Source organism: Gracilibacillus timonensis (genome assembly GCF_900086715.1).
GTDB classification, from domain to species: domain Bacteria; phylum Bacillota; class Bacilli; order Bacillales; family Amphibacillaceae; genus Gracilibacillus; species Gracilibacillus timonensis.
The window spans coordinates 572,594-585,610 of record NZ_FLKH01000010.1; the positions used below are offsets into that span (position 1 = coordinate 572,594).

A 13,017-nucleotide genomic window follows, 5' to 3' on the forward strand; every position below is an offset into this window, starting at 1 on the left:
ATACCCCAGTAAATCGATCGTATTAATAAAAATGAGGTGACGACATTGACTTTACAAGTGGCAAATTCCCCATTTGATCAAAAGCAAACAGAAATCTTAAACCAGCTCTTACCAAGCTTAACTGAATCTCAAAAAACTTGGCTTTCTGGTTACCTAGCAGCTTCTCAAGGCAGCGAACCTGCACCGGCTGCCGCTTCCACACCGGAGGCGACACAGGAAGAAGTCATTGCCACACGAACCGCTACTATTCTTTACGGTTCTGAAACTGGCAATAGCCAGACACTAGCTGAACAGCTATCCGACAAATTGAAAGGGATGCAGCGTGAGGTACATGTTTCAAGTATGGATGACTTTAAGGCTAAGAAACTCAAAGAAGTAGAAGATTTATTTATTATCACCGCCACACATGGAGAGGGAGATCCACCCGATAATGCGATTGAATTCCATGAATTTCTTCACAGTCGCAAAGCACCGAAATTACAAGGCGCTAAGTTCTCTGTCCTGTCATTGGGCGATGAATCATATGAACATTTTTGTCAGACAGGGCTAGATTTCGATAAGCGCTTAGAAGAATTAGGCGCGGAACGCATTCATCCTCGAGTGGATTGCGATGTCGATTTTGAGGAATTGGCAGAGGAATGGATCACTGGTCTATTAGGTGTATTAGAGGAACAAACGGAGAAAAGTGTAAAAACGAATGCAGCCGTCCCTACCCCTGCAGAGCAGCCGATTTTTTCTAAAAGCAACCCTTACAGCGCAGAGGTGCTTGATAACATCGTGTTAAGTGGCAACACATCCAAGAAGGAGACTCGTCATATCGAAGTTTCCTTAGAGGGATCCAATCTTCAATTTGAACCAGGAGACTGCTTGGCCATTTTTCCGAAAAACGAACCACTGCTAGTCAAGCAAGTGATCGAGACTTTAGAATGGAATCCGGAACAAACAATTCCGATCAATAAGCAAGGAGAAATCCGCTCGATCCAAGAGGCATTATCATCGATCTTTGAGATTTCTAGACTGACAAAAGGACTGTTAGAAAAAGCAGCAAACCATTTTGACAACGAAGCATTACAGCAGCTTATTACTGACAAAGAAAAAGTGAAAGCCTATCTCGACGGACGTGACTTACTCGATCTCATCATCGATTATCCGCCGAACGCACTGGATCCAGCCAATATTATGCATATATTGCGCAAAATACCTGCCCGGCAATACTCGATTGCCAGCAGCTATAAGGCGAATCCTGACGAAGTTCATTTAACCATTACTACCGTAAGATACCAGACATGGGGGCGCGAACGTAACGGGGTTTGCTCCGGGGAAATCGCAGACCGTATTGAGCCCGGTGATCAATTAAGTATTTATGTTCATAAAAACCCGAACTTCAAGTTCCCATTTGATGAACAAACACCCGTAATTATGATCGGACCTGGAACAGGAGTTGCTCCATTTAGAGGCTATATTGAGGAACGAGAAGAACTGGAACTCAAAGGAAAGACCTGGCTGTTCTTCGGTGATCAGCACTTCCGCTCCGATTTCCTTTACCAGGTGGATTGGCAAAAATGGTTGAAACAAGGCTATCTAACCAATATGGATGTTGCCTTTTCTCGTGATCAAGCAGAGAAGATATATGTCCAACAGCGCATGCAGGAAAAGGCCAAAGAATTGTATACATGGCTGGAAGAAGGTGCCCATATTTTCGTCTGTGGTGATGAAAAATACATGGCTAAAGATGTCCATCAAACACTAGAAACGATTGTCGCTCAAGAGGGAAATAAAACAGAAGAAGAAGCAAAGGCTTATGTTAACCAGCTAAAAAAAGAGAAAAGATATCAGCGCGATGTTTACTAAGGGGGAAATATATCATGGCAGATCAGCCCAAACTCGATCCAACGGAGAAACTGAAAGAAAACAGCAATTATTTACGCGGGACGATTAAAGAAGGGTTATCCGACCCAATCACCGCCTCTATCTCCGAGGATGATACAAAACTATTAAAATTTCATGGCAGCTACCAGCAAGATGATCGCGATATTCGAGATGAGCGACGCAAACAGAAATTGGAGCCTGCCTATCAATTTATGCTCCGTATCGCCATCCCTGGTGGTGTTTCTACCGCCAAACAATGGCTCGCAGTCGATGAGTTGTCTCGAAAATACGGCGACAACACGATCAAGCTAACCACTCGTCAGGCTTACCAGCTTCATGGTGTACTAAAATGGAACTTGAAAGACACGATCCAAACGATTAATGAAGAAGCCATGACCACGATCGCAGCCTGTGGTGATGTGAACCGTAATGTGATGTGCAATCCTAACCCTTACCAATCCGATATTCATCAGGAAGTACAGGATTGGGCACAGCAAATCAGTGATCACCTTTCCCCAAAAACAAGCGCCTACCATGAGCTTTGGTTAGATGGTGAGAAGGTGATTGATTCCAAAGAAGACACCGAACCGATTTACGGTAAAACCTATTTACCACGAAAATTCAAGATCGGTATCGCTGTTCCACCATCGAATGATGTCGATATCTTTTCCCAGGATATCGGATTGATTGCAATCGTAGAAGACGAGGAATTACAAGGCTTTAATGTCGTAGTCGGTGGCGGAATGGGATCGACACATGGCGATACTAACACCTATCCGCAGTTAGGTAGAATAGCAGGATATATGTCAAAAGAACATATTGTTGACACCGTGGAAAAAATCGTCACGATTCAGCGTGATTATGGAAATCGGTCGAATCGGAAAAATGCACGCTTTAAATATACCATTGATCGCCACGGCTTAGACTGGTTCAAAGAAGAGCTCGCCAGCCGACTTGGATACTCTTTAGATGAGGTAAAGCCTTATCACTTTGATCATAATGGCGATCGCTACGGCTGGACAAAAGGAAACCGAAGATGGCACTTTACCCTATTTGTTCAAAATGGCCGTGTACGAGATACGGAGGACTATCAACTAATGACGGCCTTGCGTGAGGTTGCCCAGATCCATACCGGTGATTTCCGTTTGACGCCTAATCAGAACCTAGTCATCGCTAATGTTACCGCCCAAAAGAAGAAAAAAATCGACGAAATCATTACGTCGTATGGTTTAACAGACGGGAAGCATTACTCTGGTTTACGCCGCAACTCGATGGCATGCGTTGCCTTTCCAACTTGTGGCTTGGCCATGGCAGAATCCGAACGCTACCTTCCATCATTAATTGATAAAATCGAAGAACTGTTAGAGGCAGAAGGATTAAGTGAAGAAGAAATCGTTATCCGTATGACCGGCTGCCCCAACGGCTGTGCCCGACCAGCCTTAGCAGAGATTGCCTTTATCGGGAAAGCACCCGGTAAATACAACTTCTATTTAGGTGGCAGCTTTACAGGGGATCGTCTCAACCAACTATACCGCGAGAACATTGGTGAAGCAGATATCCTTGCCCATTTAAAAGAAATTCTGCATGACTATGCCAGTCATCGTGAAGAAACAGAAAAATTTGGCGATTTTGTCGTTCGAAAAGGTTATATCGATGAAGTATACGACGGAAGGAAATTCCATAAATAAGAGGAAGGGGATAGATGATGACCACTATTCAAGAGAAAAGACGAGAGTCGATCGCCGCACATGGCGGTGTACTCATTAATCAGGAACTCACAGGAGAAGAGCGTACCACCCAATTGGAAAAGGCAGCCTTTTTTCCTAAACTAACGATTGATGATTGGAGCGTATCCGATTTAGAATTGATTGGGATTGGTGGTTTTAGTCCCTTAACTGGCTTTTTAGGCGAGGAAGATTACCACGCCGTCGTCAATGATTTACATTTGGTAGATGGAACGATTTGGAGTATTCCGATTAACTTAGCCGTGACAGAAGCAGAGGCCAATAACCTAACCATTGGTGATCAAGTGGCACTATACGGCAAGGACAATGTCTTATATGGCACCTTACAGCTAGAAGAGAAATATTATTATGATAAATTAAAAGAAGCACAAGCGGTCTACGGTACGACCGAGGACGACCACCCAGGTGTAAAGAAGTTATATGAAAAGGGTAATGTCTATTTAGCAGGACCGATCACCCTATTAAATAGACCAGATCACAGTCAGTTTGAGGAATTCTATTTAGACCCTAAGGAAACAAGGCAGCTATTCCAGGATCTTGGCTGGAAAACGATCGTCGGTTTCCAAACAAGAAATCCGGTCCACCGCGCCCATGAATATATCCAAAAAATCGCCTTAGAATCGGTCGACGGACTGTTGCTTAACCCACTAGTCGGCGAAACAAAGTCTGACGACATTCCTGCCGATATTCGCATGGAAAGCTATCAGGTGATTTTAAAACACTATTTTCCAGCAGACCGTGCTAGGCTTGTCATCTATCCTGCAGCGATGCGCTATGCCGGTCCTCGTGAGGCGATCCTGCATGCCCTTGTTCGCAAAAACTATGGATGTACCCATTTTATTGTCGGAAGAGATCATGCTGGGGTAGGCGACTATTATGGTACCTATGAAGCACAGGAGCTGATTAGTGAATATGAGGCAGAATTAGGCATTCATATCTTCAAATTCGAGCATGCCTTCTACTGCAAAAAATGCGAAAATATGACCACGCAAAAAACATGCCCGCACGACAAGTCAGAGCATGTCCACTTAAGTGGTACCAAGGTAAGAGAATTGCTCCGAGCCGGGAAATCATTACCAAAAGAATTCTCCCGCCCGGAAGTAGCAGAAGTCCTGATGAAAGGATTAAAAAGGAGTAATTAGTATGACAGCAACGAATCATATTGTTTGGCATGATTCCATCGTGACGAAACAGCACCGACTTGATCAAAATAACCATCACAGTCCTGTATTGTGGTTCACAGGGCTGTCTGGTTCCGGTAAATCCACGCTCACCGTAGCATTAGAAAAGGCTCTGCATGAACGTGGTGTTCGATCTTACCGTTTGGATGGCGACAATATCCGTCATGGATTAAATAACAATCTTGGCTTCAGTCCCGAGGATCGCAAAGAAAACATCCGTCGCATCGGCGAAGTTGCCAAATTATTAAACGATGCCGGACTGATTACCTTGACTGCCTTTATTTCACCTTACAAGGAAGATCGCGATAATGTACGAAGCCTGCTAAACGGTCAAGAATTTATTGAGATATATGTCAAATGCAGCCTCGACGGCTGTGAGGCACGCGACCCTAAAGGACTGTATCAAAAAGCACGAGCCGGAGAAATCAAGGGCTTCACTGGGATTGATGCCCCTTATGAGGAACCAGAAAGCCCAGAGTTAATCATCGACACCGAGCAGCAATCGGTTGAGGAAGGCGTCGCCACCATTTTACAGTTCCTTGAAAAGCAAGGGTGGATTACGAGGAATTCCTATTAATTTTTTTACGCAAACAAAATGACCATCTATCATAAGATGTATGCTTTATATGGGATCATACATTTATGATAGAGGTCTTTTTCTTTTAAAAACAATCCTGCCATCATACACAAAAACGATAATATAACACTTAAAAATGGTCCTAATTTTTATCATATGGTTTGGAGTTACTACACCAAGGTCATCAATCAAAGTGATCTAGTATCACTTTGAACGAAACCTTGACCAATATCCTTTAATTACTCCATTTCTATTAATAGTTGCTCTACTTGCTGTTTTAATTCAGGAATTTTATTTTGCACCACATCCCAGACAATTTGATAATTAATCGAAAAATAGCCATGAATCATCATATCTCTCATCCCAGCCATCTTTCTCCACTCCATTTCGGGATGCTGCCTTCGCATTTCTAACGGAATGTTTTTAGCAGCTTCTCCAATAACTAAAATATTCTTAATCACCGCATCTACAACCAAATCATTATCTAAAAATTCATCATAGGATTCTCCTCTTGTAAATTCCTCTATTTTTATTGCAGCATTTAAAATATCTTCAAAAAATACCTTAGGCTCCCTCTGCATAAATAGCATCCCTCATTATACTAGGTTTTAACGCTGGTTTAATATCATTTACTATGACAAGGTCGACTGACTTTTGAAAATGATCCTCCAGTTGAAATTTCAAATCCATATAATTATCAAAAGACAAAGATGTTACATGAAATTCCACTATGATATCAATATCACTTGATTCATTTTGTTCCCCGCGACTATACGAACCAAACAAGCCAATCCGTTTCACACCATATTTTTCTTTCCAGATATTTAGTTTTTTAGACAATTCATCAAGAATTTCTTGTTGTGATAACATGACCTCACCGCCTTTTTCAATACTTGTTTTTTTATTATACCACTATTTCACGAATCCTATCATCACATACAGCGTATCTATGCTTTAATCATGATTTCAAAGCAGAATTGGATACATACGGCAAATAAACGGCAACCGTTGTCCCTTTATCCTTTTGTGATGTCACCGTGATATCGCCATGATGGACTTTGGCAATTTGCAAGGCAATATTCATACCAAGTCCGCTCCCCTCTTTTTTCTCGTCTGTATTGGTGCCACGGTAATAGCGGCTGAACAAGTGCTGCTGCATGTCTTCATCAATCCCTACCCCATTATCTTCAATGGTGATTTTCAATCCTTTCTCATTCACTGCTTCCTTTACCTCCATATGAATCGCCGTGCCAGGAGGATTGTGTTTCCACGCATTATAGATCAGATTATCTATCATTCTTTCCAATAATCGCTTATTAATCGCTATTTCCAGATCCGGTCTCGTAGAATCCACCGTAATCGGATAGTCTCTAAACGATATATCCATCTGGAATTTTGCAAGAATTTGCTCCAGATAGGCAGGGAGATTTACCTGATAAAATGGAATATTCATCGCATCATTTTTCAATTGAAAACTAAGCATAAAATCCTCCATTAAATCCACCATGTAATCACTCTTTTCAGAGATGGTTTTCCCGATGGCCTGAAGCTCCTGTTTCGACCAGTCATAATCCTCATTCTCCAGCATTCTCCCATACCCTTCCATCGTAGTCAGCGGGGTACGCAGGTCATGAGAAATCCCAGCTACCCATTCCTCCCTGCTTTTCTCCAGCTGTTCCCTTTCTTTGCGGGAAGCATCCAGTTGCTCCGCCATATCGTAGAAGGCAGCGAATACTTCTTTATACAATTTATATCTCCGCTTGACTTTACCATTCTTTCGATACACCTGTTTCTTCTCACGATCGGTTAAAACTTCTTCATAATTACCGCTCCCCATCCGATTGAGCCAATTGGTGAAAATGAACAACGGTTTACCATAACGAAAGCTATTCCAAAAGGAAATAAGCAACGTGATCAATAAAATAATTCCGGCAATCATCACAATCCCGATGACAATGTCTCGATAGGTCGTTAACGGCATCTCCATCTTTTCCTGATTAGGAGCAGAAAGAACCCACGCATGACCCGACGGCCTATCTAAAAAAGTATATTGCTTCACCGAATAATTATCTGGTGAAACCTCTTTTTCCATTAGTTCTAATGGCTGAAGCTGCTTTTCTTCATCATCGCCAAACTGTTGCACGATATTTCCTTCTTGATCATAAATCTCCAGGCTTGCCTCCAGCTCATTTAATTTCGCTTCTATTTCCGGCTGATCGGCTTCATCAATCATACCTTGGTGATTGTTATTTTCCGTTAGTTCATTCATCAGCAAAGCTGCTTGTTCTTTATAGCCCAGCACATATAGATACGGCTCTGCAGGCTCGTTTTTCAGCGGCACCGTATATTCCATCGTATATTTCAGGGTATAGTCCCCTAACTGTTCTCTCTCTTTTATTTGCAATATATCCATGCTGCTATAGCGCTCTTGCAAATCAGGTGGTGTATTTTCTGATTCGACCACTTCCCCCGCCTGATTAATCACTTGCAGCCATGTACCTTCCGGCAGTACTTCCGTTATACTTCTTCCAGAGTCCTCGTATTCGGCTGGCTCGTACAATTCAATTGCTAATTCATCTAATTTCGCTTGATAATAATCGGCTTCTCTATCCGCGTTGGCAATATACAATAAGCCAATAAAAAACGTAAGAGTAACCACACAAATCATCAACAATGAAATAAAACCAAACTGGATCGAAAAGTTGACAAACAAACGTCCGCGCAGCTTTTTCATATGCTCTGACCTTTTACCAATTTATAGCCTAACCCTCGTGCTGTGAGTAGCAGTTCTGGCTTACTCGGATTTTCTTCGATTCGTTCTCTAATTCTTCGGATATGCACCGCTACAGTATTTTCATCGGCATAGTGATCAAATCCCCAAACCGCCTCTAATAAATCGGCTTTGGAGAAAACGCGGTTGGGATGCTTACAGAAAAAGAGCAGCAGTAAATACACCTGCGTTGGACATGGAACGATGTTGCCATTAACCATTAGCTCACCCGCACTTTCATCCAAACGAAACCGTTCAAAATCATAGACGGTCGATTTTTCATAAGTATATCCGGCTTCACTGTGGCTGGATCTCCTCAGATAGGCCTTGATTCTTGCTGCGACTTCCAACGGGTTAAATGGTTTGGTCACATAATCATCCCCACCTGTCGCAAAGCCGGTCAACACATCTAAATCCGATACTTTCGCTGTCAGAAAGAGAATATACGCATTCGTCAGCTCGCGAATCTTTGGACAAAAATCAAATCCACTCCCATCTGGCAGCATTACATCCAAGATAATAATATCCGTCTGATGTTCTTTTATTATATCCATGGCTTCCTGCCCGGTATATGCTTTATCGATGCTCTGGAATCCTTCTTTCTTCAGCATCATTTCCAACATACTCACAATGGCTGTTTCATCATCGACAATTAAAATATTCGTTTGACTCCCCACTTCTCACACCTCCATAGGCATCGTAACACAGCAAGTTTACCAACAGTTGAACAAATCAAGTTTTTTTTAATCGATTGGTTAGGTGCTGTTCAAGCCAAGGACAACTGTATTTAGTAAAGTGGAACCAGCAAAGAAGAAGGAGAGAAGAAAATGAAACATCAAACAGAAATAATGGTATCGATCATCGGTGTGCTACTATTTGTCGCCTTACTCGCAAGCAGTATCTGGATGTTTAGTCTGGAAGGAAGTCCAGAAAGATTAGCATTTGCCGATACATTTAGCCAGTCTCACCATTTATCCAATCACTTTTTTATTTATTTGTCTGCCATATCAGGGGTTTGGGTACTCTGTGGCATTGCTGCTGTTCTACTACTAAAAAAGGCATACAGGGTACAAACAGCGGGATGCTTGCTCGTGATAGCTGCCATATTTGGTACCTTATCAACAGTAGGATTCGGCATTTTCAGCAGCCTTATTTATTTAATCGCTGGTGTGAGGGTTGTGATTCGCCAGCGTTCGTACATAACAGGAGAAGGAGTGTAATCTTTATGTTTACTGTAGGATTTAGAGAATTCAAAAGCTTAATGACGAGTATTCGCTCGATTGTGATTATCTCCGTATTATTTGGTGTAACGGTTGGTGCTGCCAGTTTGGTTCGCCAATTCGAGGTGCAACTTCAGGAATTGGGGCTGGGGCAAGACGCCTATGCGATGGGGTTGATGCTCGTATTACTCTTGGCGTCCCCATTATTTGTCACCAGTCTATCGCACAACGCCGTCAATAAAGAAATCGATACAAGAACGATTCGATTTTTGGCGACCAAAACAAGCCGCGATCAGATTATCTTAGGAAAATTCATTGGAAATTTATTGTTTTGGAGTGTGTGCATATCCGTCGCTTTATTACTGATTGTCCCATTTTCGAAGACATTCTCGTTCTTAGATCTGATCCAATCGATTATCTTTGTCGCTTATTTTATTGGCTGGACATTATTACTTTCGACAGTGATCTCCAAACCAGCCTTAACGATGTTTTTAGGTATTATTCTAGCAATTGCTTTCCCGGTGCTCGGCTTATGGAGTACAGGAACAGACAAATTCTATATGGAAGCGATCGGTTATGTCACTCCTTATTTTTATTACACACAGGAAGAAGCCTATTACAGTTATTTCGTGGTGATCTTTCCTATTTTATTTATGCTGTTCAGTTTATTTATATTTAGAAAGAGGGATTTATAATGCAAGCATTGCAAACAGATCAATTAACCAAAAAATATGGCAAGACAACGGTCGTCGATTCGGTTGATTTACAAATCCCCCAAGGAAGTATCTTTGGTTTCTTAGGTAAAAACGGAGCAGGCAAATCCACCTTGATTAATATGGTAACCGGTCTGATAAATCCTAGCTCTGGCTCCTTTGAAATGCTGGGGCATTCGGCAAAAAAACTAACAGCGATACAAAACGAGATCGGTGTCTTACCAGATTACTCGACATTTTATGACGATTTAACTGCATTGGGACATTTAAACTACTTTCAAAAATTATTTAAATTATCACTTTCCAAGGAAGATCTCCTGCGCATTTTGGAACGGGTCGGATTAGCAGACGCCGCCCATATCAAAGTCAAAAACTTCTCGTTTGGCATGAAAAAGAAATTAGGAATTGCCCAAAGTATTATCAATCAGCCAAAACTGCTTTTTCTTGATGAGCCTACTTCCGGTGTCGATGCCAATGCCGTTTTAAACATTCATTCCTTGATTCGAGAAATTGCTGCCAACGGGACGACCATTTTCTTAACTTCCCACAATTTAAATGAAGTAGAAAAGCTGTGTGATGAAATCGCCATTATGAATAAAGGTAAGATTCAAACACAAGGTACGATGAAGCAGCTGCAGGAGCAATATCAACAGGAGATCATTATTTATATACGACATCGCCGAATCACGGAACCGGAGCAAGCATCATTACAGACGGCTTTAGCTCCATTAGCTGCAAACGTGCAGATTAGGGGAACCAGTTCAGAAATTACTGTTCAGGAGCAAGAATCCATTCCCCAGGTCAATAAATGGTTTGTCGAGCAGGATGTGGATGTGTTTCGATTGGAAGTAGAAGAACCATCGCTGGAAGATATTTTTCTTCAACTGGAGTAAATTGATTGGGCTTTGTATATCCCGAGACAAATGTAGCTATGATATGTCATTTTTGGTTGATCATTCATTATTATCTTGATAAATGTGGTATCATTATAGTCATAAAGTCTTTTAACCCACCAAGAAACTACCACATTTATCAGGAGGTAGGGGATATAGTGACATTTCAGAGCAAATGGGGCATATACTTCATCAGTTTAATGCCAATCGCCATCATTCCATTTCTTATATACGAAAATGGATGGTCGATGGAAATAATAGGAGCGAGCTGTTTATTTATCTTGTTCGATTTTTTCAGAATGCTAGTCGTGAATAAGGACAATCAGCCTACTTTACATTTGATGTTTATGTGGTTGCATTTAGGGATTGCTTTTCTTATAACTTGTTTTGATTTGTCTTTCCTGTCTTCTATTTTTTTATATTTTTTAATTGCTGAAATGGCCTTGACCTATCGTATGCGACAAAGCTTGCTGTACACGACTGCAGCGTATCTTTTATATGCACTTAGCAGGCTGATTGTACTGGATTTCCCAACGTTTCATGAATGGAGCTTTATTATTCCACGTATGCTTGAATTTGCAGTAATTTATATTGCTTTCTACTTTGTCAAGATAACCAAAGATCAGAAAGAAGAATTGTCACAAGCCTATCAGAAACTCGATGAATCCTCTAAAGAAGTAGATCGGTTATTGATGGAAAATGAACGCATTCGCATCTCCAAAGACATTCATGACTCTGTGGGCCATACCTTGACCAGTACCATCATCGGCATCGAAACAGCCAAAAAAGTGTTCCATAAAAATTCCAAAAATGCCTTCGTGCTTTTGGATTCCATCCAAGCCTCCGCCCAACACAGCTTGGAAGAAGTCCGCAATATTGTACATGAAATGAAACATCAGGACACATTTACAAACTATCGTCAAGCAATTATTCATTTGCTTGTAAGCACAGAAGAAAAAACAGGAATTCAGATCCACAAGGATATCCCCTCTTCCATCCCGATACAGTCACCTGACGCAAAAATGGCCGTTTACCACATGCTGCAAGAAGGATTAACAAATGGCTTGCGGCATGGCAAAGCAGATCATTTCCATTGCGTCATCATGACAGATAACCAAACGGTAGTGATTCGTCTTGAAGATAATGGGGGCGGTTTTGAAGCAGGGAGAGAGGAAGGTTTTGGACTGCATGCAATGAAGGAAAGAATTGAAGCAAGTGGAGGGGACTTGCACATTGAATCGATTCCTTCAGAAGGGACATCACTTATTTGCAAGCTACCGGTAGAAAAGGAAAGGGGGAAAACAGATGGAAGGCAGCATAAAAGTAGCCGTAGTGGATGATCAGTCGATTATTAGGGAGGGACTGGCTACCATGATTGATCTCGATGAGGCATTCGAGGTAGTTGTTCGAGCGCGTCATGGGTTGGACCTGATCGAGTATGTCGATTCTTTTCCCGTTGATTTTATTTTATTAGATATTGATATGCCTAAAATGAACGGCCTGCAAACATTAAAAGAACTGAAAAACATGGAAATCACAGCACCAGTACTGATGTTGACTATTTTTTCTGATGATCACTACATTTTAGAAGCGATGCGCCTAGGTGCATCAGGCTACGTATTAAAAGACATGGAGATAGAAAGGCTATTATCGGAAATGAAAAAGGTGTTAAATGGCTATATGGTATTTCCCGAATCTGTCAAACAAAAATTAATAGATGTGTTAAGTCAACAGCAGAATACTAACATCCGTTTGAAAGAGAAATTATTAGAAAAACAGATAACGATTACTGACAGAGAAGAAGAAATTTTATCTTTGTTAGCATTGGGCTATACGAATCAGCGGATAGCGGATACCATTTATCTATCCGTTGGTACGGTCAAGAATTATTGCAGTAGACTTTATGATAAATTAGAGATGAACAATCGGGCAGAATTGGTTTCCTACCTCCATCAATTGTTGAAAGTATGAGTAGCAGAACAGGCAAAAGGGAAGCCTAACAAGCTAAAGAGCACCAATATGTCACATTAAGCAGGCTTGTAAGTTGGA

13 protein-coding genes are annotated in these 13,017 nt (G+C 41.5%); 9 read left to right on the forward strand and 4 right to left on the reverse strand.

The genetic code is table 11. The features are described from left to right. The first annotated feature begins 45 nt into the window (after window positions 1–45). Genes BN6556_RS06640 through cysC form a run of 4 tightly spaced genes read left to right on the forward strand, consistent with a single transcriptional unit; the run spans window position 46 to window position 5,372 of the window. The gene (locus tag BN6556_RS06640) at window positions 46–1,851 is read left to right on the forward strand and encodes an assimilatory sulfite reductase (NADPH) flavoprotein subunit (RefSeq protein WP_066188670.1); all 1,806 of its coding nucleotides are present in this window, start codon (window positions 46–48) and stop codon (window positions 1,849–1,851) included. A gap of 14 nt (window positions 1,852–1,865) precedes the next feature. Then, window positions 1,866–3,557 (forward strand): assimilatory sulfite reductase (NADPH) hemoprotein subunit, encoded by a 1,692-nt coding sequence (gene cysI, locus BN6556_RS06645; RefSeq protein WP_066188678.1) that lies wholly within the window; start codon window positions 1,866–1,868, stop codon window positions 3,555–3,557. A gap of 14 nt (window positions 3,558–3,571) precedes the next feature. Beyond that, the gene (gene sat, locus BN6556_RS06650) at window positions 3,572–4,756 is read left to right on the forward strand and encodes a sulfate adenylyltransferase (RefSeq protein ID WP_392388585.1); all 1,185 of its coding nucleotides are present in this window, start codon (window positions 3,572–3,574) and stop codon (window positions 4,754–4,756) included. A gap of 1 nt (window position 4,757) precedes the next feature. Beyond that, window positions 4,758–5,372 carry an adenylyl-sulfate kinase gene (gene cysC / locus BN6556_RS06655; RefSeq protein ID WP_066188681.1) on the forward strand — a complete coding sequence of 205 codons (615 nt, stop codon included), beginning with the start codon at window positions 4,758–4,760 and terminating at the stop codon, window positions 5,370–5,372. A gap of 239 nt (window positions 5,373–5,611) precedes the next feature. On the opposite strand, the gene BN6556_RS06660 is transcribed toward cysC, so the two are convergent. The 4 genes from BN6556_RS06660 to BN6556_RS06675 all read right to left on the reverse strand — a co-directional run bounded on the left by BN6556_RS06660 (window position 5,612) and on the right by BN6556_RS06675 (window position 8,819). Further along, entirely contained in the window at window positions 5,612–5,953 is a 342-nt protein-coding gene (locus BN6556_RS06660; RefSeq protein ID WP_066188684.1) for a HepT-like ribonuclease domain-containing protein, read from the reverse strand. Then, complete coding sequence (locus BN6556_RS06665) at window positions 5,937–6,242, reverse strand: nucleotidyltransferase family protein (RefSeq protein ID WP_066188687.1); 306 nt, start codon at window positions 6,240–6,242, stop codon at window positions 5,937–5,939. Before BN6556_RS06665 ends, BN6556_RS06660 begins: the two co-directional genes overlap by 17 nt. A gap of 88 nt (window positions 6,243–6,330) precedes the next feature. Next, complete coding sequence (locus BN6556_RS06670) at window positions 6,331–8,106, reverse strand: sensor histidine kinase (RefSeq protein WP_066188691.1); 1,776 nt, start codon at window positions 8,104–8,106, stop codon at window positions 6,331–6,333. Further along, window positions 8,103–8,819, reverse strand: coding sequence for a response regulator transcription factor (locus BN6556_RS06675; RefSeq protein ID WP_262361280.1), 717 nt, complete (start codon window positions 8,817–8,819; stop codon window positions 8,103–8,105). The genes BN6556_RS06670 and BN6556_RS06675 overlap by 4 nt, the downstream gene beginning before the upstream one ends. A gap of 150 nt (window positions 8,820–8,969) precedes the next feature. Between BN6556_RS06675 and BN6556_RS06680 the strand changes: the two genes are divergently transcribed. The 5 genes from BN6556_RS06680 to BN6556_RS06700 all read left to right on the forward strand — a co-directional run bounded on the left by BN6556_RS06680 (window position 8,970) and on the right by BN6556_RS06700 (window position 12,939). Then, entirely contained in the window at window positions 8,970–9,362 is a 393-nt protein-coding gene (locus tag BN6556_RS06680; protein WP_066188693.1) for a DUF4064 domain-containing protein, read from the forward strand. Window positions 9,363–9,367: 5 nt separating this feature from the next. Beyond that, a complete protein-coding gene (locus tag BN6556_RS06685) occupies window positions 9,368–10,057 on the forward strand; it encodes an ABC transporter permease (RefSeq protein ID WP_066188698.1) in 690 nt (229 codons plus the stop codon). Beyond that, window positions 10,057–10,968, forward strand: coding sequence for an ABC transporter ATP-binding protein (locus tag BN6556_RS06690; protein WP_066188699.1), 912 nt, complete (start codon window positions 10,057–10,059; stop codon window positions 10,966–10,968). The genes BN6556_RS06685 and BN6556_RS06690 overlap by 1 nt, the downstream gene beginning before the upstream one ends. A gap of 158 nt (window positions 10,969–11,126) precedes the next feature. Beyond that, the gene (locus tag BN6556_RS06695; RefSeq protein WP_066188702.1) at window positions 11,127–12,308 is read left to right on the forward strand and encodes a sensor histidine kinase; all 1,182 of its coding nucleotides are present in this window, start codon (window positions 11,127–11,129) and stop codon (window positions 12,306–12,308) included. After that, entirely contained in the window at window positions 12,274–12,939 is a 666-nt protein-coding gene (locus BN6556_RS06700; RefSeq protein WP_066188705.1) for a response regulator, read from the forward strand. Before BN6556_RS06695 ends, BN6556_RS06700 begins: the two co-directional genes overlap by 35 nt. Window positions 12,940–13,017: the final 78 nt, after the last annotated feature.

Bases quoted from the DNA above. Each gene is read 5' to 3' on its own strand.
- cysI (WP_066188678.1), top strand. From the start codon at position 1,866: ATGGCAGATCAGCCCAAACTCGATCCAACGGAGAAACTGAAAGAAAAC.
- sat (WP_392388585.1), top strand. From the start codon at position 3,572: ATGATGACCACTATTCAAGAGAAAAGACGAGAGTCGATCGCCGCACAT.
- cysC (WP_066188681.1), top strand. From the start codon at position 4,758: ATGACAGCAACGAATCATATTGTTTGGCATGATTCCATCGTGACGAAA.
- BN6556_RS06660 (WP_066188684.1), bottom strand. From the start codon at position 5,953: ATGCAGAGGGAGCCTAAGGTATTTTTTGAAGATATTTTAAATGCTGCA.
- BN6556_RS06665 (WP_066188687.1), bottom strand. From the start codon at position 6,242: ATGTTATCACAACAAGAAATTCTTGATGAATTGTCTAAAAAACTAAAT.
- BN6556_RS06670 (WP_066188691.1), bottom strand. From the start codon at position 8,106: ATGAAAAAGCTGCGCGGACGTTTGTTTGTCAACTTTTCGATCCAGTTT.
- BN6556_RS06680 (WP_066188693.1), top strand. From the start codon at position 8,970: ATGAAACATCAAACAGAAATAATGGTATCGATCATCGGTGTGCTACTA.
- BN6556_RS06685 (WP_066188698.1), top strand. From the start codon at position 9,368: ATGTTTACTGTAGGATTTAGAGAATTCAAAAGCTTAATGACGAGTATT.
- BN6556_RS06690 (WP_066188699.1), top strand. From the start codon at position 10,057: ATGCAAGCATTGCAAACAGATCAATTAACCAAAAAATATGGCAAGACA.
- BN6556_RS06700 (WP_066188705.1), top strand. From the start codon at position 12,274: ATGGAAGGCAGCATAAAAGTAGCCGTAGTGGATGATCAGTCGATTATT.